Origin of the sequence: Paenibacillus sp. L3-i20 (assembly GCF_022180385.2) — a bacterium.
GTDB lineage: Bacteria > Bacillota > Bacilli > Paenibacillales > Paenibacillaceae > Pristimantibacillus.
This window is the reverse complement of sequence record NZ_BQME02000002.1, coordinates 590,718-614,504: the sequence shown is the minus strand read 5'-3', so window position 1 is coordinate 614,504 and position 23,787 is coordinate 590,718. Positions and strand designations below refer to the sequence as shown.

Genomic DNA, 23,787 nt, shown 5'->3' with positions numbered 1-23,787 from the left:
AAAATTGAAACATTCCTCGGGTTAGGACGTAAGGCTAGTATTCTTTCAAAACGAACTATGTTACCCTAACGTATATAGTTACTTAGAAAGTTAGTTGTGATTGAAAAGGAAGCGTGTTGAAAATGGCTTATGATTTATTATTATCGATAATTGAACAGGTTGGTTATGCTGCATTATTCTTAGTATTATGCCTAGGACTAATCGGTCTCCCCATTCCTAATGAAACGGTAGTAATGACTGGAGGAGCGTTATCAGCAGCAGGAGTTTTGTCACCAGTACCAGCCTTTATTATGACATGTCTCGGTATTAGCTCAGCTATGACGTTTGGTTACAGCTTTGGTCGATTCTCTGGTGCTAAGCTGTCCAGTTGGTTTCGTCGCAAAAAAAATATTAGCAAGTTCCTTGACCGTTCGGAAGAACTTAGCGAAAAGTATGGTGGTTATGCTATAAGTATCAGCTTATGTTTACCGTTTCTCCGTCATGCCACACCTTATGTAATGGGCATTAACAAAATGAAATATGGCAAGTTTGCATTGTTCGCTTATCCTTCAGCATTTGTATGGACGATGACTTATTTCATTTTGGGTTCATTACTAGGAGAGCAAGTGCAAGACTTCGCTAATCTCGTAACAAATTACGGTACATGGGTATTAGTCGGACTCGCCATTATCGCTGCTGGATATATTGTATATCGTATCGTAAAGGCGAAAAACGAAAAAAAACAAATGGATAGACCCCTATAGCATTTGTACAACAATTAAGCCCATCCTTGCGCACTTATGACGCAGGGATGGGCTTTCTCGTCGTATACGTTTCTTACTGCTCTTCCTCTTTCACAAGCTTTTCCTGCGCTGCATGTATAAAAACTTCAAACAACTCATCGTTTTCTTCAATCTCATCCTCAAGAGCAAGCAATTGCTCTTCATTACCTGACTGGTTTAAGAAAAATAATCCGTAGCCCCAGTCTGAACCTCTTTTGCTATGTAGAGCAATCTCATACTCATGATCATGTCCTTCAGCGCTAAATTGCACATTGCCTACATAACCATCTTCCTTCGTATAAGACATTCTCGCACCTATAATTGTAATGTTAGCCATCGTTCGCTTTCCCCTTCCGTTCCTTTGCAGCTTATGCTGCCGTCATCCTATGTAGAATAGCATAGCAAGAAGAGTGACGCAACCAGCCACTTTGTTGATTAGAACGCCTATAAACATCCCTGCAAACATTACATTACGATTGCTGATAGACCAGCTTTCGCCCATCTCGGGAGGATGATCACAAATGGCAATTCAGTTAGCAGTAATTCATTGGGTTTATTTGTTTTTTGTGGTGTAATCATTTCCATCATTGTCTCTTTAAGTCGTATACTCATTCGAACAGGCATTAACGAAATAATGATTGCACCGTTAACACGATTTATGAAAACGCCAACATTAGCATTTTAGGGTATCGGACTTATTATGATGATTACTTCCTTATTTTTCTGGCCGTCACCAGCTGTTGCACTAGTAGGTGCAGTCCTTCTGCCCGTCGCACTACGAGTAGGCTTACATACCGCTCGTAATTGTAATGGGGGTTGTTACGTCTGTAGTCGCATTTTGGATGATGAAACGTGATCTTCGTACGGACAGATGGCGGGATGGCTTAATTGAAGACACTTCTAGAGACCCCAATCATTTCTCTTCGGTAGATGCAAGCGACGGCGGTACTTTATCGCAACGATCTAAGCACATACTCGCCTTTATTATTCCCCTTTTATTTGCATCAAATGTAGCTGCAATGTTTGCTCTAGATTTACAGGGAGGGGACGCAACAGCATTGATCGGTGGCACCTCCATTCTCATCATGCTCATTGTTACGATGATGACTTATCGAGGCAAAGGACTTGAGAAAACGACAGGCTACTTGAACGATGGTTTTTTATTTGGATTTCGTGTTTTTGAGCCAGTCATTCCGATTGCTGCTTTTTTCTACCTTGGCGACTCTGGATTTTTTGCAATGTTCGGTGAGAAGCTTCCTGAGGCATCTCGCTGAATGTTTGTCAATTACCAAGAACATGTTTAGAAAGTTTAACTATTAAGTATAAATGCCGTTACACGTTAAGCTTTCCAAGCATTTACTACATGTACAAGCAATGATTAACATGATTGTTTTTAACAAACGATTCAACCAAATTCTTTTGTTGAAAGGGGGATGCTACTATGCCCGCCAGCTTAAATGTTGCTAAATTGGTAAATGACACAACTGCCGTTTCTAATCAGAAATTGACTTATACAAATGTCATCTTTAATTGTGGTACCGACGACGCTCTAAATGTACTGTTTACGGACGTAACACCTGTAGGTACAACTTACGATACAGATAGTTTTGTGCTCAACGGTGTATCCTTACCAGCAGCTGATCCAAACGTCGGAGTAAATATTGGGACTGTGCCTGCGGGATCATTTTCGACCGCTATCTTTCAAGTTACCGTGGACTGTCTAGATACAACTACTACAATAACCAACCAATCCACCGTCACGTTCGATGCAACAAGCGTGAATAGCAATACAGTAACAACAGAAGCGTTAGGAGCAAATGATTCCTTAGAACAAATCGCTCTCGAAGAATTAAATTTAGCATCGCAAATTAACACGCAAGGAACTCTTATCCAAACAGCTATTCAAAATGGCGTATCTATTGCTGAATTATTGGAAGTCAATGAAAACGCAATCGAGGCATTAGAAGAAATAACTGAAGCTGAAGCTGAATTAGTCGATCAGTTAGATGATATTTTAGATTGTATCGGTATAACTCCGTAATCGTTACATGAGGAGGACGTATCCTCTGAGAACAGGAGCGTCCCTTTCTTATAACCGAACGGTGTTGCAGTGAATTATTGAAATACGCTTTAGTCAATGTTATCGTGAAATGTAACAAAGTTACTATGTCTAAATAATTGTGGGGGGCAAGTTGGATGAAAACCGAATTATTTGAGAGTATAGAAAATGTAATAGGTAAAGTGAATACCATAGTACTATTGGATGAGCAAGGTTGTACATCTGAAGTAAGTCGTATTGTTACGGACGAAAAGCCCTACATACTAAAAAGCGCAAATAAAGAAAAATATCGAGAGTGGTTGAAGAATGAAGCACACATTTTGGAAAAGCTTCGCGATAACTCGATACCACTACCTAGATACTTTGGATTTTTCGAACAATTAGATAGCAGTCATTTACTTATGTCTTTTGAGGAAGGCGTCACGTTAACCTATGCTCTGACAAATGCTACATTAATGGAAAAGAAAAAGTTACTTCGTAGTTTTGGGCGATTTCTTAATCACTTCCATGAAAGTAGTCCGTTAAATTGTCTAGAACATGAAGGAAGTTGGCTTGACATTCAACTGGAAAAGGCAAAGGGCTATGTAGATAGCGGACAATGCGATGGGGATTCAAAACTATTGAACTCCTTAATTTCGAATAAACCATTACCTGTTAACCAAACTATGATTCACGGTGATTGCACAACTGACAATGTCCTCGTAAAAGACGGAGAGATAAGTTTGTTCATTGATGTTGCTGGTATGACAGTTGGAGACCCGCGGTATGATGAATCGTTGGCTATAAGTGACTTGATTGATGAGCCTGAATTATTAGAAGCTTTTTATGAAGGATATACGCGCTATAGAGTAACTATGAATGAGTTCAAATATTTTAATGAAGGTTTGTACGAGTTTTTTTAATAGGCTTAAAATATTCGTAGTAAAGATTGTTCACTTAAAATAAGAGGTTATAAAAATATGAAAATAGTAAACTTCAGAGACTATGAGATATTTAGGCAAGATAGCTTTACTATCTTCGTTCGGCTGTTTGGTGCTTTCGATAAATCAGCACCTTTATGAGTTATACAAAAAAATGAAGAAAATCTGCCTACAATAATTTTCTATTATAATGGTGTAGCTATAAAGCCCGTTTTTACACCCATTTTGAATCCTGCATTTTCGCTTATTTCACCCTTCTCATTCATAATTGACATCTTTTGTGGAATGAATATACCATGATTTACTTTTATAGGAATTTCGATACCTATATTGCAATGAGCCCCTGAATACGATTCCAGGGGCTCATTATTTTAATGCTACTGTTCTTGCTTAGATTCAGCGATCAGTTCTACTTTACTTGGCCAAAAAGCATTTTTACCCAATAAACTTGTTATGGCTGGCACAAGAAATGGACGAACGATGAATGTATCGAGCAATACGCCAAGAGCCGTTATTAATCCAAATTGGAGCAGCACTTGGATCGGTAACGATGCTAATACGGCGAATGTAGCAGCAAGAATAAGTCCTGCCGAAGTAATAACGCCGCCTGTTTCACTGACACCTTCACTAATGGCTTGACGGAGCGGCATTTGTTTGCGCTTTTGCCAAATACTTGAGATCATAAATATATTGTAGTCCTCACCAAGTGCAATCAAAAAGACGAATGCATATAGCGGGATCGAGCCTTGTATAGCATCAAATCCCATTACATAATGTAAAATAATCCATCCAAGTCCTAAAGCTGCCACGTATGATAGCAGTACTGTTCCGATTAAATAAAGTGTTGCAACGACGGATCGAAGGTAAACAAGTAGTAATATCGTAATCAATGCGATAACAAGTGGAATGATAACGAAATTATCTCGAATTGTAAGTTCCTTCGTATCAAATTGAGTTGCTGTTTGGCCTCCAATCCATACTTTTTCATCTGCTTCAACGATACCAGCCTCTGCCAGCGCTTTACTAGATACAGATCTAAGCAGAGGAATCGTATCCATCGCTTCTTCTGAATAAGGATTAGTGTCCAGAACGACAGAATAAGAAGTCAGCATCGGATCACTTTCACTAACCTTAGGTTCACTAACGTTGTTTACATGAGTGATATCTGAAAGTTTGGAACCAACGTCCACCTTTTTGCCCTCAGTTCGCACTACTATTGTAATGGGAGCAAGTTCCCCTGGTGTATAAGCACCCGCAATAACATCAAAACCTTCACGTGAAGGCATATCTTCTGGGAAAGACGAGAGCAAATCATAGGTATATTTGATACCTGTTGAAAACGAAGCTAACAAGCCCAATAACATAATAGATGAAATGACGACTAACCATGGCTTAGTAACGACCAGATTACCTATCTTCGGACCAAGTTTCTTCTTTTCATCTCTATATTTGCTCGTCTTTCCACGCTTCGTGTTCCTCAGCTTTTCCATTTCCACCGTACGTGGGATGAATGGGAAAAATGATGCTCTGCCGATGATCGACATTAATGCAGGAACAAGCGTCAAGCTCGCAATCATCATTATTAGAATGGATAAACTGAATGGTACAGCAAACCGCTCAAATGCACCATACTTAGCTGCAAGCAGGGCAAATAGTGAAATAACAACAGTGAAGCCGCTCATTGCAATAGCTCCTGATGAACCTTTGAATGCATTAATCAGCGCACTAAATCGATTATTCTCAAGAGTCAACTCTCTTCTAAACCGAGTAATAAAAAATAAGCAGTAGTCCGTTCCAGCGCCAAAGAGCAGAACTGTCATAATAGCAATTGCTTGCGAATCTACGGTAATCCATCCTTCACCAGCCATCCAACCGAGGAGAGGACTCGTCACTCCATATGCAAAGCCGACGCCTACTAATGGGATAATAGCCAATATCGGCGAACGATAGATAAGAAGTAGTAATACAAGAACAATAATGACAGTTGCCATCAAAAGTACAAAATCTGCATTTTGGAACAGCTCAGTTGCATCAATCGAAATACCTACTGGCCCACTAACACGAACGCTAAGCTCTGAACTGGAATCTGTGGCAACTGTGAATGGATCCCCGTCAGATGCTTCTATCACCATTCCTTTGATAGCTTCCACGTTTTCTTTGAGCAGCTCAGTTTCAGTCGCTTCCTCAAATAAGATAGGTTGAACCAGTGTTGTGCCATCCTCTGAAGCCATCTGCAATAAAGCTGGAGCTGGCAACTGATGAAGCGGTATTAGCTTACCTTGTGCTTTAAGTGGTGAGTCTGCCAACCCTTTAGATAATTGTTGAATTAGCGAAAAGTCCTCTTCTGTTAACCCACTTTCTCTATGCCACACTATTAATGCGGGAACTCCCGAAGAATTAGGAAAATATTGCTTTATCAATCCGTCAGCAACGACAGATGGGCTATTGCTTTCTAGATTTGGAGCATTATTTTTTTCTTTATCTCCAACTGCTGGAAGTGTAAACGTAAGCACCACAACTGCAATGATCCATACTCCCAACGTGATCCAACGTGTACGACGCCCAGCAAATGCTGCTCCTAGCTTTTCTATCATCTCTTTACTCCTCCATTTCACATCGAAACCATTTTCGTTTACAATGTAATCATACTTTATATTAATTATATATACCCAAAGGTTAATTAATCAATCACTATTTTTTTATCTTTGATTGGAGTGTTATGTGTTGAAATCAGAACAGCCAAAACGTAAACCAGGACGACCAAAAGCGACCGACTCGCCGCACACTAAAGATCAAATTATGAGAACCGCCTCTTTTCTATTTATGGCGAATGGATATGAGAAGGTTTCTCTTGATAGCGTTGCAAAAGCTTGCGGAGTGACGAAAGCTAGTGTCTACTATTACTTTAATAACAAAGCCACCCTCTTCTCCGAGTCACTTCAATTCGTGCTCAAAATGGCATACAATCAAACCGCACTAATCGTACTTGGACCCGGAACCTTGCAGGAACGTCTATTTGAAGTGGCCACCAGGCATATGCGAAACTCTCATGTCGATTTCGAGACAATGATGCGTGAAGCTGCAACTGAATTATCAGAGGAACAAGTATCCGCTATACGCAGTAGTGAAAATGCACTTCACATTTTGCTTGCAGAGGTATTTCAGAAGGCAATGGATGAGGGGCTTATTAATTGCAGTGACCCCATGTTACTATCACATGTATTTGTTTCCACATTATCCCTGCGTAATCGTGAAGAAATTGTTAACAATCAAAAAACAGTGGGACAATCTGCGCAAGAGATCGTACAATTGTTATGGACTGGAATTGCTCCACGATCATAACAAAATTCCACACAATACATTATCGGAGGTACAACCATGTTAAAAACCGCCATTGGCAGGTTAAGAATTATTGGACTATTTGAAGGAATTTCGTTCCTTGTACTTCTGTTGATTGCAATGCCGCTAAAGTATTGGGCCGATATACCAGAACCTGTTTCTATCGTAGGTATGCTGCATGGAGTATTGTTTGTTCTTTACATTTTGGCAGTTATTCACGTTACTATCGTTCACCGCTGGTCATTCGTTAAATTTCTTCTTGCTTGCGTAGCATCCGTTTTACCATTCGGTCCGTTCATCGTGGACAAAAAGCTATTGCGCGATGAAGCATAAATTCCCTTCCCGCACCTAGTTTCTAAATACGTTAGTAAATAATACAAAAAGCATCTGTATCAACCCTGTTGGGTTAGGTACAGATGCTTTTTTATAACTTATTTCTACTCTACTTATCATCAATAATATTAAATTGTACCCTCTCGGTCCCTTTACTAACAGCGCACAGCAACAATTTTATTGAATAGCTATCATTTCATAGAGCTAGAATTTCAATAGTAAGATGAGATCCTGTCCATAGGCTAACGCTGATATTACCGCTTCTATCTCATTTGCCCAAACTTTTTGAAGCACAGAACATAGGATATGGGGCAATGTTAATTCCAAATACGAGAGGATGAATTGTTTTGTCACAAGCGAATATTCCTAATATTACGCCTACGATTACAATTACTACAACGGATGCGGTAAATCTTTTGTTAGCTTCGATTGCCCTAGAGGAGATTGGTCTCGCACACATTATCAACGCTGAAGCTGAAAAAATTCAATACGTTGTTGGTACGCTGCCAGGTCTCTCTGTTCCAGCAACCATTAGCGACTTACTCACTATTAACGCTAGTGTAATAACTACGCTAAATGCAGTAGGTAAAAAGGAATTTTTACTACTGTCTAAGTTAGAGAGTATCGTAGATGCTTTACCTACAGGAGGATAATACGACGATCTAGCGATCTAATGCTACGGGTACTACTCAAATGTCCTTATACATCTATCTCTTTTCATATGTATTATTTGGATTAATTAAATGCCCTCTCCTTGTCTACCCGTGATGTGTGACTATGCTCACATCACGGGTATTTCCGTTTGGAAAGTCATAAGTGTAGAGATGATCATCTAGGCCCAATACCTGTCTATAGACTCCTGCTGATATTGCTACGCCTAGCACATTCGCCCAAACTTTTCTGAACAGTCTACATAGAATATGGGGCAATACCAATTACAGAAACGAGAGGATGAACTGATTTGTCACAAGCGAATATCCCTAATATTACACCTACGATTACCATTACTACTATTGATGCGGTGAATCTTTTGTTAGCTTCAATTGCCCTAGAAGAAATCGGTCTTGCACACATTATCAATGCAGAAGCAGAAAAAATTCAATACGTTGTGGGAACCCTACCGGGTCTTTCTGTCCCAGCAACCATTAGTGACTTACTCACCATTAATGCAAGTGTAATAACTACGCTTGATGCAGTAGCTAAAAAAGAATTTTTACTTCTTTCCAAGCTAGAGAGTGTCGTTGCTGCTGTTACTCCAAGAGGATAACAAATAAACTCCGTGGTGTTGTGCTAAGGATTTTAGTCATTTTGCCTTTTGCATATGCCACTAATAATATTTATTAGTTGTACTTGTTGATTTTTCCACCCGTGGTGTGAGACTCCCCTCACTTCACGGGTATTTGCTTTAGAAACGATTTCATAGGCTCGATACTTGTCTATAGACTACTGCTGATATTACAACGCCTATTACCATTAGCCCAAACTTTTCCGCTCAGACAACATAGGATATGGGGCAATGCTAATTACAGAAACGAGAGGATGAATTGAATTGTCACAAGCGAATATTCCTAATATTACGCCTACAATTACAATTACTACAGTGGATGCGGTAAATCTTTTGTTAGCTTCTATTGCCCTAGAGGAGATCGGTCTTGCACATATTATCAATGCCGAAGCTGAAAAAATTCAATACGTAGTTGGTACGCTACCGGGTCTCTCTGTTCCAGCAACAATTAGCGACTTACTCACCATTAATGCAAGTGTAAGAACTACACTCAATGCAGTAGGGAAAAAAGAATTTTTACTACTTTCCAAGCTACAGAGTATCGTAGGTGCTTTTCCAGCAGGAGGCTAATTCATCCATTCAACATCTTAAAGCTGCGGTTACAACTCATATAATATCAAGCTATTTCCTACTTTAACTGCTTTGCCAATATCAGTTTATGCACGTACACTCATTCTTGACAACCATATATAGCCTAACAAACAAAAACAACCATTTGCCGGATTTTATTCGGTACATGGTTGTTTTTGTTTGTATGTAAATACATATTTTTTTATCGATAAAAAGACGGGGCGCTTCGAACGATCTGCATCGACCATCAAAATACTACCAAGTACAATTCAGCTATCAGTTTATGCATGTCCGTATTGACTCATTTCACCCTCTCCGCAATCTGTATAAATTTCAATTTTTCTGATGCGATGTTCATCACGTTCTTTAATAATAAAGAGGGCATTTTGATACGTCCATGACTCGCCTCTAGGTAAGTTCGGCTGCTGTTGATATAACCAACCGCCAATCGTATCGGCAACATCAATTGGCAGATGCAGGCCCGATGCTTCATTTACTTCAATGATCGACGCTTTCCCTTCCACCAAATAATGTTCTTGTTCAAGCCGTTCAATCTCTTTCACTTCATCAGCATCGAACTCATCCCGAATTTCACCTACAATTTCCTCAATGATATCCTCAATCGTAAGCAGTCCAGACGTACCGCCATATTCATCCATTAGTATAACAAGATGGACACGCTCGAGTTGCATCATCCGCAGCAATTTATTAATTGGCAGCACTTCAGGAACAGTCATAACAGGCTGGAGCAACCTTCTCATGTCCTGCTTTTCGTCCTTATCATGCAAAATAAGATATTTGGTGTTTAGTACACCTATAATGGTGTCCTTGTCACCCTTAGCTACAGGAAACCTAGTATACTGCTCTCTTTTAATAATCTCAATGTGTTCTTCACGGGTTTGATCTACAAATAGACATACCATGTCCGTCCGGGGAACCATAATTTCTCTTGCTAGCCGCTCGTCAAATTCAAAGATGCGATTGACATAGCTAAATTCACTTTTATTAATTTTGCCACTTTCATAGCTCTCAGAAATGATCATACGAATTTCTTCCTCGGAGTGTGCTTCATGCTCGTTTGTAGGTTTAAAGCCAAATAATCTGACAAGACTATTCGCAGAGCCATTTAATAACCAAATAAACGGGTACATTGTTCTATAGAAGAAAATAATGTATGGTGCAGTAATTTGACTAACTTTCTCTGCACGAATGATGGCTATCGTCTTCGGAGCAAGTTCACCGAGCACGACATGCAAGTACGTTACGAGCAAAAATGAGATAATGAATGAGATTAACGATCCGAAGCTTCCTGTAATCCCAACTAAATCGAATACAGGATGAAGGAGCTGCTCTACAGTCGGTTCACCGAGCCAGCCAAGACCTAGCGCTGTTATCGTAATGCCTAACTGACAAGCCGATAGATAGCCGTCTAGATGGGTTGTCACCTCTTGGACTGCGCTTGCATTTTTGATACCCTCGTCCACCATCTGCTGAACACGACTTGCTCTGAGCCTTATGATCGCAAATTCAGTAGCAACAAAAAAGGCTGTTAAGACCAGCAGCATCGTAAACAAAATAAGCTTAATAGCCATCGAAGTGTCTCCTTCGCTGTTACCCTGTAATAGGGACAAACCTCATACGCTGCTTCCTGCGTTTACTAATACAATATAAAATTGCTTATGATCTTGCGCAGCATACACATATAAAGCTCGTCCACCTATACAGCCTATCCCTTATTTTGCATGCTCATACTACTACCTCAACGCCGATGTTACCATTACTTCGTTTTTTATCCCATTACCATGGTGGGGAGTCATCTCTTGAGTCATCTCTTGAGTCATCTTTTGACTCATCATTAACTGTACCCAAATCCGTATTTGAGATTCCCTCTTCCCCTTCAGCAACCCTCGAACCAATAAGTGGCATTACATCTGTCAAATCTCTTGGTTGCAACAGCTCGATAGGAGACATACCTCTGTCGAATTGAAACTGATCTCCTTCAATAACAACAACATATCTGCCATTATGTTTAGCAAAATGGATATTGCCTCCGAAGTCAGAGAGCAATCCTTTCACTGTCACTGCATCCAGTTTGAACGAAAACGGCAAATCTGGTTTCTGCTCGACTAAAGCCGCCGAAGCTGCCTCTACCTGCTCATGCGACCACCATTCCTGAAGCTCACGCTTTTCGCTTGCCGCCCACACTTCCACCGCATTCTCTTCTTCACTTCGCTCCGATCCACCTTCATCTTGCCACTTGTCGGCAATATACTGATGAACCATCTCCACGACTTGCTCGCCGATCACTTCGGGAAGCGGTTTTTCATAAGAAACATATTTAAGGAAGTCCTCAAAGTAACGAGCATGGGAAGCTTGATGTATTTTCAACTCCCACGGCTCCATTATTCCTTCCTCTGGCATATGGGGATATTGAATTGACTTAATACTGCGTGCGCTTATTGCCATCTCCACATGTGAAATTAAGCTGCGTTCATCAGAAATTCTAGCTATCTTGGGCTCGAAGTCACATTTTAGCAGAAACAGGAACGGTGTATCAAAGAACGTATTCAGCTTGGAAAGCGCTACGATAAAAGCTCCTCCGCGTACAGCACTCGTATCCATGTAGATCCGAACAAGTTCATCGGCAATACCTATAAATCGATCTTTGGAATCTGCATCTCTAAGTCGCTGGAACAAATTATAGTTCTGATTACTTCCTAGCTCGTATCCCGGTTCCACCATGAACCGACCTATCTTCGTTGGAGCGTTCGCAGTATTCGGATTACGCTCAACTTTTCGTTTTACGATCCTCGTAAATTCTTCATCGAGAAATTTTTTGATTTCACTATCTTCATAATCGTCACCATCTAATGTCTGGTAATGTTTGAATCGTCTTCCGGACGATGAGGTTGATTGTTCTCCATCCGTATGGATAACGAAAAACGATAAATATTGCAGCATAAAATCCATGTCCACTTTCCCTCCATCATCCCTGGTAATTACACTTCAGAATAGCATATCTCACTACTCTAGGCACTAATCCTCTAATCATTCCAATCCGCAAGCAATGGGGTTCTATCCCCACGATATAACAGCTTCAGCATATGCAATGCACGAGTACAACCGACATAAAGCAGCTTTGCATCCATATTTTCGTATGCCACAGCTCCTGCGTCCGCAATTAGAACTGCATCGAATTCGAGCCCTTTCGATAAATAGACAGGTACAACAGTAAGACCTCCACTATACGTAGGCTGCTTACTATTAACGAGCGATACTTCCACTCCTTGTGCAATCAAATACTGATGAATGTCATAACTCTCCCGCTCCGTACGAGCGATAATTGAGATCGTGTCATATTCACCCTTGGCTTGCCATTGTTGAATGGTTGCATGTATAGCAGGAAGCCAATCATCGTTATTCCTTTGCTCTGCAACAACGGGGTCACCGCTACGGAAGACAGGAACTGCTGGCTTCACCTCGCCAGTCATTCCACCCAAAATATAATTGGCAAATTCAATAATTTCCATCGTTGAACGATAACTTCGATTTAGCTCATAGAAACCTGTATCTTCCTCAGAAAATAACCCCTTGAGCTCATTCCAACTATGAATGCCCGTATAGCCATGGATCCCTTGCTGTAAATCACCTAGGATGGTCATCGATACGGTGCGTTGACATAAACGCAGTACTTCCAATTGGAATGGTGAATAATCCTGCGCTTCATCAATAACAATATGGTCAAATGGAGCGGAATGAAGTCCATATAACTTTAGATGAATGTAAGTCAGTGCCGCCAAATCCTCAGATGCAGCCTTACCATTCCCGAGCCGATCAGCAGTCGCTTTTGCCAATGCCTTCGGCACTCCTGCAAGTGCTGTTTTCCCTTTAAAGAGTGAAGTATATAGCTGTAACGCTGAGAAGGACGGCATCTTTTTTACAAAAGAATTCAACTTCGACATCGCACCTGCACGTATTTTCTTATCTGAAATACCTCTTTGCTTGAGCTCTGATTCCAGCCAGCGACGAATACGACTTGCCAATCGATCACGCTTCACCATTATCGTCTCATCACCGTAATCTGTGTCGTACCATTCCCTCATCATTTCTGGAGTTAGCTCAAATCTTGGCAGCGGGTTAAATGATATCGTTGGCAAAATAGTTGCTTGAATCTCAGTAAGACGATCATCTATAATTTTTTTAAACGCGATGCTGCCTTTCCATCTCCCCGATGCTTGCTCCCACTCTTCTACGCTACGGCGCTCCTCGAACCAATGGATCATCGTCTCAGATGGATCACTTAATTGAATCGAATGATCCAGCAATTCCACTGCCCAATCACCAAAAGTCGTTTGTCCGATATCACCTACACCAAGCTCAGGCAATACGCCCGATATATAGTCAAGGAACATACGGTTCGGTGCAAAGATGATCATACGGTCTGCACGTATTCGTCCTTCGTATTGATAAAGCAGGAAGGCAAGTCGGTGAAGTGCAACTGTCGTCTTACCACTACCCGCTACCCCTTGAATAAATAATGCTTTATTCCGTTCTGCTCTAATAATTTTGTCCTGCTCGCCTTGGATCGTGGAGACGATGTCCCTAAGTTTATTGTCCTTGTTCTCACCTAGTCGGAATAATAGAAATTCGTCCGTTACTCCACCTTCCTCTTGTCCGCGCACATAGCTATCAACCAGTCGCACTAGCTCACCTTGGCGGATCATAAAATTCCGTTTTAAATGCACATGCCCCGAAATTTCACCATCAGGTGATTCATATTCGGCTAGCGCCTCTCCCCCTGTAAATGAGTAGAATAAGCTGGCAACAGGTGCACGCCAGTCGATAACTAACAGCTCATTGCCGCCTTCTTTTGCTACACCTGCTTTGCCGATATAGAGCGCCATATTATCTTTTGCAACAGATACACCATCTTGGAACATTTCTTGGAAGTCAATTCGTCCGAAATAAGGCTCTTTGAATGCGATCTCTAGACGCTGTTTTCTCTCTTCCCGTTGATGATCCAACACTTGCTCTGTGAAATCGTCACCCGTGTACTTAGGTCCAATACTGCGCAGTTGATTTTCAATATCTTGCAATGAACGGGCAAGCCTTCCTTGTTCTTCTTCATAGGTTATATGTTCACTCATCTTATTTACCTCCCAAATATAAAGAGCCGAGCCTCTTGCGAGGGCTCAGCTTCACTTGTTAATCTGTCGTATCCATCATAGTCACTTACCCGGTTAAGTTTGTTTTCCAAAACCATATCATTATCGCAATGATCATTATATTTACAATGACAAGAGTAGGTATGCCAACTGTAAAAGCACGATGCTGCGTCTTATGACGCCACTTCTTCATACCATACCATATTCCAATCGCTCCACCAAGGGCGCTTATGATAAAGAACTTTTTCTCAGGAACACGCCTAGTACGTCGCTTAGCCTTTTGTTTGTCTTGTCCCATAAGAATAAAACCGTATCCGTTCAAGAGGATTAAATATCCGATCATGACGTATAGCAATGTCATTGATTTCACCCTCCTTTCCTATCTATGTTCTAGGCTTCGCTCGACTTGTCGCTGTTGCTTCGAGAGGGTTGTCCGGCCAATAATGCTTCGGATAACGTCCCTTCAAATCTTTTTTAACCTCGAAATAAGCATGTTCCCAAAAACTTGCCAGATCTCGTGTCACCTGAACGGGACGTTGGGATGGGGACAATAAATGTAGTGTAATAGGAAGTTTTCCCCTCGCTACACTAGGCGTTTCTTTTAAGCCAAACAACTCTTGCAACCTGACAGCTAGAACAGGATTGTCTGGATCACTATAATCAATCGGTATACGAGAGCCGCTTGGCGCAACGAAGTGGGTCGGAATGTGCTCATCCAGCTCCTGCGTTTGCTTCCAGCTGAGCATATTGCCAAGTAATTGCCCCATTGATAGTTTTTGCAGATCAGCTTGACTTTTTAGTCCATACAGATGAGGTTTCAGCCAATGCTTCATCGTCATAAGCAACGTTTCCTCGGAGACATCAGGCCAATCCTTATCTCCACTTAATTGCATAAGTTTCATTCTACCTAGCAATGCTTTAGATTGCTTATTAAAGGGCAACATTTGTATACCCTTCTGACCTATTGCTTCAACTAATACATCAGCAACCGCTTCGAGATCGAGCCCGTTAACAGGACCTTCCTTAAGAATCAAAGCCCCGAGTCTTAAGCGATATCTCGCTCGCACTGCCTTTGCAGCATCATCCCATTCCACAACTTCTTCTTCATGTAAATAGGACGATAGTTGTCCCTCAAGCACATCTATTCCAACCGCTGCTGCAGAACGTATTTTCCCCTCGCTACCTGCATCGTCCATCTCGCACACTACCAAATACTGATAGCGAGAAAGTGGTTGTACTTCTGGCAGAAGAGCACCTCTTCCATTCGCAAGCAAATAACGTCCATCCCCTCTACGCTGAGCAATCCGATCTGGATAGGCAATAGCAAGTAAAGCACCAATAGATAAAGTCGACTTGCGACCTATGTTCTCTTTAGTTGCACTACCATCCTTCATAAACGAATGGAGCATCCATTCCCACTGTGCTGCTTGTGCTTTTATCCGTTGTGCAGCTCCGTTACTTCTGTCAGCAACATTTAGCAAGTCAAGTCGGAGCTGGATATCTACGTTTCTTTCGCTAGGCAAGAGATCTCTGTCACTTAGCAAAGAGGCTAGCTCACAACCATGTTGCAACATTCCATGATCTGTCGCAGCAAGCAACATCGCACCTAGTCGCGGATGGATGCCAAGCTTTGCAATACGTATTCCTTCAATTGTAGGAGTTCCTTCCGTTGTAAGTGCCTTAAGCTGCTTCAACAACAGATTGGCATGATTGAAAGCGATTGGTGGAGGCGGTGTTAACCATTGCAGCTCCATCGGATCTCTTACTCCCCATACTGCAAGCTCTAATGCCAAAGATGATAAATCCGCATCAACGATCTCCGGTCTTCCTTGATCAAGCAAATGAGCATGTTCGACTTCCGTCCATAACCGATAGCAGACGCCGGGAGCTTGTCTCCCCGCACGTCCACGTCGTTGATCAGCAGATGCCTTCGATACTGCAACTGTCTCCAGATGACTCATTCCAGTTCGTGGGGAGAAACGGGATATTCGCATAAGTCCACTATCCACAACAATTTTGACACCTTCAACTGTTAAGCTGGATTCTGCAATAGAGGTTGCGAGAACAACCTTTCTTTCATGTTCGGAACACGCGGCAATTGCTTCGCCCTGCTGTTCAAGTGACAAGCTGCCATGCAGCTCCGACACTTTCGTATTGGGTGGCAAACTTTGCTGAGATAAATAGCGTATTGTTCTTCTAATTTCGGGAACACCTGGCAAGAAGGCAAGAATGTCACCTTCATGCTTGCGAAGAGCGTCGATAATGGTTTTCCCCACTTGGGATTCAATCCCTCCACTTATTCGCATGCTTGAGTAGTAGGTTTCGACAGGAAATGTTCGGCCTTTGCTAGATATAATTGGAGCACCGCCGAGCAATTCAGCGATTGGCCCCTCCGCAAGCGTAGCAGACATCACGAGCAGCCGTAGATCTTCACGAAGAAGTCCTTGCGACTGTAGACAAAGTGCGAGACCAAGATCACTATGTAAATTACGTTCATGAAATTCATCGAATATAATGACACCAACATCTTCAAGTGCAGGATCGCTCTGCAGCATCCTTGTAAGAATACCTTCTGTAACGACTTCGATGATCGTTCCTGGTCCAACCTTACGATCCATGCGAACACGGTAGCCGACCGTCTCGCCTACCTGCTCACCCAAAGATTGCGCCATAAATAATGCCGCAGAACGAGCAGCTAACCTGCGCGGCTCAAGTAGAATAATTCGTTTGTTCGATAGCCAAGGCTGGTTAAGCAGAGCCAATGGTACTCTAGTTGTTTTTCCGGCACCAGGTTCTGCTATAAGCACTGCATTCAACCCGCTGTTCAGTGATTCAAGGAGCTGCGGAAGCACCTCGTCGATAGGCAAATGCTTCATTTCATTACCCCTCATCTACACGAATTGCTATTTCATAATACGAAGCATTTGTACCACTGGACGATTGTCGCCTGGCAAAGCTTTTTCTTTACTTAATAACTGTGAAGAGCCGTCACCATCTAGAAATATACCGTCAACGAGTCTCCCTGCGCCAATCTTCTCTACAATTGCAGTACGGAACATTTCAAGTGAACCTTCCGTTTCGCTGACGAGTAGATATAATGTGCCTTTGTCATCATATACAGCGCCAGAACGCAGTCGATCGTCTTCAGCGAAAGGTGCATGTTCAAGCTGCGACTGTTTTTCCCAGCCGGCATCATTGCCAAGACTCATACTGATGCCGCCTTGAGCCCAGAAGCGAGAGTGATCTTTCACCTTTACCTCGTTTGCTTTGGAAACGACCTGAACGCTTAATGCATTTGATTCGCCGTCCCACACTAAAGTTCCACGAGCATACTTCATATTGACCCCACCGCTGCCATAACCATTCATCTCACCATTCACTGCATGACCGTTAACAACACTCATACTCATAAGCGCTTCCCCATAAAAAAAACCGCCATTGACGCCGACCTTTTCGCTTAATGAAACATTTTCATTAATAACTTCTAATGTAACAAAAGCGGGTTTAGTTGCGAGCACATGAATTTTCATACCGTTAGTTGCTTCTACCGCTGAATAGTTGTATTGTTTGATAGCTTCTAATGGAGCTTCAACACCCGGATTCCGACTACTTAAGGAAGTCAGTAAAAAATAAAATAAAATACCAGATACAACAAGCAAGGATACAAATACTCCGATCACTATCTTGATTTGTTTAGCAGTCAGACGACTATTTCCATTCGAGGTCGACTGCGTCTTTTGTTGATTATCCATAAGCAACTCCTTGCTTTTCACTGATCTACTAGTCTACCTCTTGTACTACTCATTTGTCCACCGCCATTAACCCTTGTCGGCCAAAAAGCATCGCTGCTCCAACAGAGCCGCGATGCTTTTTATTGTTTTATTGCGCACGATCATCCAGTGGATAGAAGATTAGGTTAATTGGGAATGCAGATCCAGCTGGAGGGCTGAACTCAATATCTAGGTTTTCCTCTTTACCCGTTGTTTTCGCTAACATAATCATTCCATCGAATGCGGTAAGTACACCGGAAGCTGGTACTTTGACCATCTCGCCATTAATTTTGAACGGCCCCTTGAAAGCACCGCCTTTGGCAAGAATCATAATCGCCATTTTTCTAGGTTTATCGGCATGGATTTTATACACAGTTCCATAGTTCCCCCATAGTGTCGCATCTGTGCCACGTTGTGGATCATAGCCTTGTTGGAAAGGGTCAACCTTGCCGTCTCCAATAATAATTTTTTTCGGCTTCGTCAATCCTTCTTTTGAAACATCAATATTCCAGTCAAATCCTGCAATTTGGAATGTACCTCGAATATGACCTTTGAACGGAAGCTTAGACAAGTTGATCATGTTCTCAGACACTGTATCATCCGCAGCGAATGTAAACTGAAGCTCTCCATCAGTCTCCACATCGTACATGAGATTAACACCCTGACCAGGGTAGAAGTCCGGAAACTGTTTATAGACAAAAGTGCTGCCTGCCGGAATCGTCATTGTCTCTTCTAGGGCATCATCCATTAAATAATCAACCATCACTTCACTGCCGATCAAATGAGCATAGATGGATGGATACACTTCACCTTTGTTCGTTGTTGTAACGGTAACTGGCTTATCCGTATTATTTGTTGCAAGAATTGCAAACCCAACGGTTTGATCTGTTCCGTTCAAATGATCGGCATACAAGCGGCCTTTTCCGTTTATCGTATCCTGATACAAAATTCCTTTTTCTTCAAACGTCTCAGGACTATCGCTTAACAACAACGTACGAGATTTATCTTCTTTAACCGTCTTTGTTACGTCTGGCAGGTCAAAATAATGTTTATACAACGTTTTCCAATCCGTCGCTATATATCCACCAACCGGCTTCGTATATACAGGGTATTCCACTTCATTTAAATAAACTTCATCTTCAATTACAAGATTGCGCGTATAAGTAGCGCTTACGCTGCCATTTTTGTCTGTTGCAGTTAATGTAACCGGATAAGTGCCCGCTTTAAAAAACACTTCTTCCTTGCCCGTCCAAACAAACTTTAAACCTTCAGCATCTGGATCATAACTTAAATTAATATATTTGATTGGCTCGCCTATACGATAAGTTTGTTTGCCAAATGCGAATTTCGCAATTGGAGCCGAATTATTTTGATCAGGATTATAGTTACCATCCGGCTTATTCACATGAATGACATCAACACGACGAAGCTCATTATTGTAAGTATATTTGGCACCCATATAATCGGACAACCAAGTGAGCTTAATAAGCAATCGACCATTGGATAACATAGCTACATCATCAAATGGAAACTCAAGACCGTTTACCCAAGCCTTTTTGTTAACGGTGTCGAGCAAAATTTCATGCGTCGGCGTTTCCATCAGAATAGTTCTAGTTGCTGGCTGCCACTCTACCTTCATTCCAAAAGCATCACCTAGAAATTTGGCAGGTACGTAAGTTCTACCTTTTTTGATAACTGCCGGTGAATCAAGAGTTACTTGCTTGCCATCAAGAAAAGCTTCCTTATTATCCACGTAAAACACGACATATGTTGTTCCAGCAGTTATTGGCGGGTCTTGCGCTGATACTTGACTTAATGGGGCGGTCATAAGCATCAGTGATAACAGCATCGCAGCTGTTTTCTTCTTCGTACTCCATCTGTCGTGCAACATCAAAACATCTCCTCTGTCTTTCGGTAATTAAAGTCACAACGACTCTCGATCTCTCTTTACACTATCGAATAGACGCAAAGCTTAAGGAAAAGTTGCACGATCTTTCCCCTGCTTCGATAATATCCCAGTAAAGCATGCTAAAGACATAATAGAAGTCAGGCAAATATTTCGATAGAAAGCGGTCTCTTATTACTATCAGGGTAACCATTTGACGCTCTATTAGACCTCGTCTTGCGTTCCTCCAGCTTCAATGACTGATTTATAGACGGCTTCACCAATTGCGCAGCCAATCGATGTCGCTGCACCGGCATAGGCATGTACTGCATTCCAACTGCTGTGCTGGCTCACACAGATCGCAATAGCGTCAGTCGTAGTACCTGTTGCAATCTCTCCGCTTATTCGTTCCACAATTGCTAGCTCTTGAAGAGCGGCTGCCTTTGCTTCTGTCGCAGTAATGACCGCATTTACCATCGCAGATTGTGTCATCTGTCCATCGATAGCAACAATCGTATTAATTGTACCAGCCGTATATGCGGAATACACTTCTCTCGGTAATCCTGCTCTTGCCGCATTTCTAGTACCTACCGTTGTGCAGCAAAGTAGTCGAAAGTGATCACCCTCATGCTCAATAATAGAGGCATGAGTTAGCTTCGCAGCAGTAATAAAACCTACGGTGTTTGAGGGATTGAAGCCCCAATTTGCACATTGTTGCTCTAAATCGGCTATCGGATCTGTACAATTATAATGTAACGGGACTTTCCAATTGACAATATTGTTCGCATACGAAAATCCACCTGGAAGAACACAGCTGCTGAGCGTATGCATCAACTGCGGAAGTGTCATCTCGATTCGATCCTCTTCCAACTTTAATCTTACTCCTGACCAATGACTTGATTGATAAATGGTTTCTCTGCGGAATGGTTGCGTCATACTGACTCCTCTCGATGACTCTCTACTATTTCGTAAATGCGAGAGAGCTTTACATGGTTACGAACATGCTCGGCTAACGTATTAAAGGCAGCTTCCCTCCGTTCGTTGAAGCGAAGTTCCCCTCCAAGTGGGTCAAGCCCCTTCAACTTGCGAACATCATTCAGCCAATTTCTGCGGAAGTCGTCATTATGTAGGACACCATGAAGAAACGTTCCCCATACTCGACCATCCTTCGTAGTTACACCCTCTGCCTCATAGTCCATAACATCATCATTTGATTCATCTTGAATGAACTTCTTCCGAAGCAAGAATGGCTGATATGGCTCTATTATTAAGTGTCTTATTTGACCCATATGTATTTCATAACCTTCAATAGCTATCTTTTCTCCAGATGAAAATAACTCTGTAAAACCTGCAACCCGTTCTGTTCGTTTCGTCTCTAAGAAAACAACTTCGAATGGAAATAGGTGTAGCCCTTCTGTTTCAACTAGACTGGATTCCACTTGTGCAGGATCAAGGAGCCGTTCTCCCATCATTTCATATCCTCCACAAAGCCCAACTACTGAACCACCGCTCGCAATATGGCTGAGAACCAAGTCAGCGAGTCCTTGCTCACGCAGCCACATCAAATCTACTACCGTACTTTTGCTGCCCGGCAAAATAATAATATCAGGCTTCCCCCATTGATATGGCTGGTCAATAAAGCGCAACCGTACATCCTTTTCGAAACGGAGCGGATCAACATCTGTAAAGTTGGAAATACGCGGAAGCCGTATGACAGCGATATCAATAACAACTGGATGGTGCCGTTCATTATCTCTTTGCTGGCTCCCCGTTACTTCTGCTTTGTATAATGCAAGTGAATCTTCATCCTCAAGTTCTAATCCGTGAATAAAAGGAATTACGCCAAGCACAGGCTTGCCCGTTCGCTCCTCAAGCCAGTCAAGCCCTGGCTGCAATAGTGACACATCGCCACGAAATTTATTAATGATAAATCCGCAAATGCGGTCACGTTCCCCTTGCTCAAGAAGTTCGAGAGTACCTACAATAGAAGCAAATACGCCACCCCTATCAATGTCCGCAACTAATATAACAGGAGCATTCGCCCATGCAGCCATCCGCATGTTCACAATATCTTTGTCCTTCAAGTTGATTTCCGCAGGACTTCCCGCACCCTCCAATATGACGATATCGTAGGCCGATCTTAGTCGACCAAGTGCTTCTCTCACAATACCTCCAGCAATGGGGAGATACTCTTCACGATATTCTCTCGCTTCATATTCTTTCAGCGGAACTCCATGTACGACTACCTGAGAAGACATTTCTTTCGTAGGTTTGAGAAGAATCGGATTCATATCCGTTGTTGCCAATATCCCGCAAGCATCTGCTTGCATACCTTGCGCACGACCGATTTCTTTGCCATCCCACGTCACATAGGAATTAAGCGACATGTTTTGCGATTTGAAAGGTGCTGTCTTCCAGCCGTCTTGGGTGAAAATGCGACAGAGTGCCGCTGTTACTAAACTTTTGCCCACATCCGATGCTGTTCCTTGAATCATTATCGTTTGACCAGTAGCCGAATCCTCACTTGAACTATTTATTGATTCCATCATTCACACTCCTGTTGGCAAAAGTTTATTAAACTCAGACAGCAGCTTTTCATTCTGCCCTCTAAGTTTAACCGCTACTCTAATGTATCGCTCATCCAAGCCGGGGAACAACGAAGCATCACGTATAAGCACACCTTTACGCCCAAGTTCACCCTGAAGCTGGCGAGCATCTATATTCATCGAAGCAGGCAACCGAAGCAACAAATAGTTCGCCTCGCTTGGACATACCTCGAAACCTAGCCCCACTAGCTTAGTAATCATCCATGTTCGCTCTATTTGTAACCATTTCATCGTTTCAATTGCGAATGATTGCTGGTCAAGAACAGCCTCACCAATTAGCTGAGCCAAGGAATTAACACTCCAAGGAACTTGCAATTCACGAAGAACTTGCATGTTGTCGGGATGTCCTACCATATAGCCAAGTCTAATACCGGAAATCGAATAAAATTTAGTCATTGATCGAATTACAAACAATTTGTGATGTGTAGATGCTCTCTCGACTAGCGATACACCTTTATCCTCAGAGACAAAGTCCATAAATGCTTCGTCGATAATGACAATTGCTCCACTTTCGAGCAATTGCATAATAAGATCGGGATGAACAAGTCTACCTGTTGGATTATTGGGTGAACCAAGCATATAAACATCCCCATGACTTGTTTCAATCGCATGTTGTACCCACTTTTCATCGAGCACAAACCCAGACTCTGAGTTCAATGGCAATTCATTTACAACTGCACCCTGTTTACGAGCCGCATCCGCATATTCTGCGAAGCAAGGAACAGCAACTGTGACACTAGTTGGTTTAAGAGCCCGTATCACTAAATCAATAAGCTCGGCAGCACCATTGCCAATGAGCAGGGAAGTTGCATCAACTTGATGCAACAACGAAAGCTTGTCCCGCAAACCACGAACAGCCGGGTCAGGGTAATTGTGAATCTCTCTCACATAGTTTACAAGCACATCGTGAATGATGTTGGGTGGACCAAGCGGATTCATATTAGAACTGAAATCAAGGAAGCTATTTACCGACAAGCCATATGATTCTGCCGCCGTACGTAAATCCCCACCGTGTCCATATCGTTCGAGCATCTTGCTACCCCATTTCTGAAATTATTATCTGTTCATTCATATAGTAAAGTCTAATTAAGTAC

21 protein-coding genes and 1 pseudogene are annotated in these 23,787 nt (G+C 42.2%); 9 read left to right on the top strand and 13 right to left on the bottom strand.

The annotated features are described in order from the left end of the window. Positions 1 to 122 precede the first annotated feature (122 nt). Positions 123 to 743: a DedA family protein gene (locus tag MFF31_RS16140; RefSeq protein ID WP_238189209.1), complete on the top strand. Its 621-nt coding sequence runs from the start codon at positions 123 to 125 to the stop codon at positions 741 to 743. 73 nt (positions 744 to 816) lie between these two features. On the opposite strand, the gene MFF31_RS16135 is transcribed toward MFF31_RS16140, so the two are convergent. Both MFF31_RS16135 and MFF31_RS16130 read right to left on the bottom strand, forming a co-directional pair. Beyond that, positions 817 to 1,098, bottom strand: a complete 282-nt coding sequence (locus tag MFF31_RS16135; protein ID WP_238189207.1) for a hypothetical protein — start codon at positions 1,096 to 1,098, stop codon at positions 817 to 819. Between the two features lie 128 nt (positions 1,099 to 1,226). Further along, positions 1,227 to 1,373 (bottom strand): hypothetical protein, encoded by a 147-nt coding sequence (locus MFF31_RS16130; protein WP_248565575.1) that lies wholly within the window; start codon positions 1,371 to 1,373, stop codon positions 1,227 to 1,229. Here MFF31_RS16130 and MFF31_RS16125 point away from each other — a divergent pair. From MFF31_RS16125 to MFF31_RS16115, 3 genes and pseudogenes are all read left to right on the top strand, one after another. Further along, positions 1,333 to 2,029: pseudogene (locus tag MFF31_RS16125) on the top strand (hypothetical protein); the annotation flags it as partial. The gene MFF31_RS16130 and the pseudogene MFF31_RS16125 overlap by 41 nt on opposite strands. Positions 2,030 to 2,202: 173 nt before the next feature. Beyond that, the gene (locus MFF31_RS16120; RefSeq protein ID WP_238189206.1) at positions 2,203 to 2,802 is read left to right on the top strand and encodes a DUF11 domain-containing protein; all 600 of its coding nucleotides are present in this window, start codon (positions 2,203 to 2,205) and stop codon (positions 2,800 to 2,802) included. A gap of 155 nt (positions 2,803 to 2,957) precedes the next feature. Then, positions 2,958 to 3,722, top strand: coding sequence for an aminoglycoside phosphotransferase family protein (locus MFF31_RS16115; RefSeq protein ID WP_238189204.1), 765 nt, complete (start codon positions 2,958 to 2,960; stop codon positions 3,720 to 3,722). Between the two features lie 395 nt (positions 3,723 to 4,117). On the opposite strand, the gene MFF31_RS16110 is transcribed toward MFF31_RS16115, so the two are convergent. Then, positions 4,118 to 6,334: an MMPL family transporter gene (locus MFF31_RS16110; protein ID WP_238189202.1), complete on the bottom strand. Its 2,217-nt coding sequence runs from the start codon at positions 6,332 to 6,334 to the stop codon at positions 4,118 to 4,120. 127 nt (positions 6,335 to 6,461) lie between these two features. On the opposite strand from MFF31_RS16110, the gene MFF31_RS16105 reads away from it, so the two are divergent. From MFF31_RS16105 to MFF31_RS16085, 5 genes are all read left to right on the top strand, one after another. Beyond that, the gene (locus MFF31_RS16105) at positions 6,462 to 7,082 is read left to right on the top strand and encodes a TetR/AcrR family transcriptional regulator (RefSeq protein WP_248565502.1); all 621 of its coding nucleotides are present in this window, start codon (positions 6,462 to 6,464) and stop codon (positions 7,080 to 7,082) included. A 36-nt stretch (positions 7,083 to 7,118) separates the two neighbouring features. Further along, positions 7,119 to 7,412, top strand: coding sequence for a DUF3817 domain-containing protein (locus MFF31_RS16100; protein ID WP_238189198.1), 294 nt, complete (start codon positions 7,119 to 7,121; stop codon positions 7,410 to 7,412). Between the two features lie 347 nt (positions 7,413 to 7,759). Then, positions 7,760 to 8,065: an alpha-helical endospore appendage domain-containing protein gene (locus tag MFF31_RS16095; protein WP_238189196.1), complete on the top strand. Its 306-nt coding sequence runs from the start codon at positions 7,760 to 7,762 to the stop codon at positions 8,063 to 8,065. 308 nt (positions 8,066 to 8,373) lie between these two features. Next, positions 8,374 to 8,679 carry an alpha-helical endospore appendage domain-containing protein gene (locus tag MFF31_RS16090; RefSeq protein WP_238189194.1) on the top strand — a complete coding sequence of 102 codons (306 nt, stop codon included), beginning with the start codon at positions 8,374 to 8,376 and terminating at the stop codon, positions 8,677 to 8,679. A 282-nt stretch (positions 8,680 to 8,961) separates the two neighbouring features. After that, entirely contained in the window at positions 8,962 to 9,267 is a 306-nt protein-coding gene (locus MFF31_RS16085; RefSeq protein WP_238189192.1) for an alpha-helical endospore appendage domain-containing protein, read from the top strand. Between the two features lie 281 nt (positions 9,268 to 9,548). Here the strand turns inward: MFF31_RS16085 and MFF31_RS16080 are convergent, their stop codons facing one another. The 10 genes from MFF31_RS16080 to cobD form a co-directional block, all read right to left on the bottom strand. Next, positions 9,549 to 10,859, bottom strand: a complete 1,311-nt coding sequence (locus MFF31_RS16080) for a hemolysin family protein (protein WP_238189190.1) — start codon at positions 10,857 to 10,859, stop codon at positions 9,549 to 9,551. Positions 10,860 to 11,064: 205 nt separating this feature from the next. After that, complete coding sequence (locus MFF31_RS16075; protein ID WP_238189188.1) at positions 11,065 to 12,237, bottom strand: DUF3900 domain-containing protein; 1,173 nt, start codon at positions 12,235 to 12,237, stop codon at positions 11,065 to 11,067. 74 nt (positions 12,238 to 12,311) lie between these two features. Next, positions 12,312 to 14,414 (bottom strand): HelD family protein, encoded by a 2,103-nt coding sequence (locus tag MFF31_RS16070; RefSeq protein ID WP_238189186.1) that lies wholly within the window; start codon positions 14,412 to 14,414, stop codon positions 12,312 to 12,314. An 85-nt stretch (positions 14,415 to 14,499) separates the two neighbouring features. Further along, positions 14,500 to 14,793 (bottom strand): DUF1294 domain-containing protein, encoded by a 294-nt coding sequence (locus MFF31_RS16065; RefSeq protein ID WP_238189184.1) that lies wholly within the window; start codon positions 14,791 to 14,793, stop codon positions 14,500 to 14,502. Positions 14,794 to 14,815: 22 nt separating this feature from the next. Next, complete coding sequence (gene hrpB, locus MFF31_RS16060; RefSeq protein ID WP_238189182.1) at positions 14,816 to 17,308, bottom strand: ATP-dependent helicase HrpB; 2,493 nt, start codon at positions 17,306 to 17,308, stop codon at positions 14,816 to 14,818. Positions 17,309 to 17,335: 27 nt separating this feature from the next. Beyond that, on the bottom strand, positions 17,336 to 18,184 hold the full coding sequence (locus MFF31_RS16055) for a hypothetical protein (protein WP_238189179.1): 849 nt from the start codon (positions 18,182 to 18,184) through the stop codon (positions 17,336 to 17,338). Positions 18,185 to 18,311: 127 nt separating this feature from the next. After that, positions 18,312 to 20,093 carry a stalk domain-containing protein gene (locus MFF31_RS16050; RefSeq protein ID WP_238189177.1) on the bottom strand — a complete coding sequence of 594 codons (1,782 nt, stop codon included), beginning with the start codon at positions 20,091 to 20,093 and terminating at the stop codon, positions 18,312 to 18,314. Positions 20,094 to 20,312: 219 nt separating this feature from the next. Next, on the bottom strand, positions 20,313 to 21,023 hold the full coding sequence (locus tag MFF31_RS16045; protein WP_238189175.1) for an adenosylcobinamide amidohydrolase: 711 nt from the start codon (positions 21,021 to 21,023) through the stop codon (positions 20,313 to 20,315). After that, a complete protein-coding gene (locus MFF31_RS16040) occupies positions 21,020 to 22,636 on the bottom strand; it encodes a cobyric acid synthase (RefSeq protein ID WP_238189172.1) in 1,617 nt (538 codons plus the stop codon). The genes MFF31_RS16045 and MFF31_RS16040 overlap by 4 nt, the downstream gene beginning before the upstream one ends. After that, positions 22,637 to 23,725 (bottom strand): threonine-phosphate decarboxylase CobD, encoded by a 1,089-nt coding sequence (gene cobD, locus MFF31_RS16035; protein WP_238189170.1) that lies wholly within the window; start codon positions 23,723 to 23,725, stop codon positions 22,637 to 22,639. Positions 23,726 to 23,787: the final 62 nt, after the last annotated feature.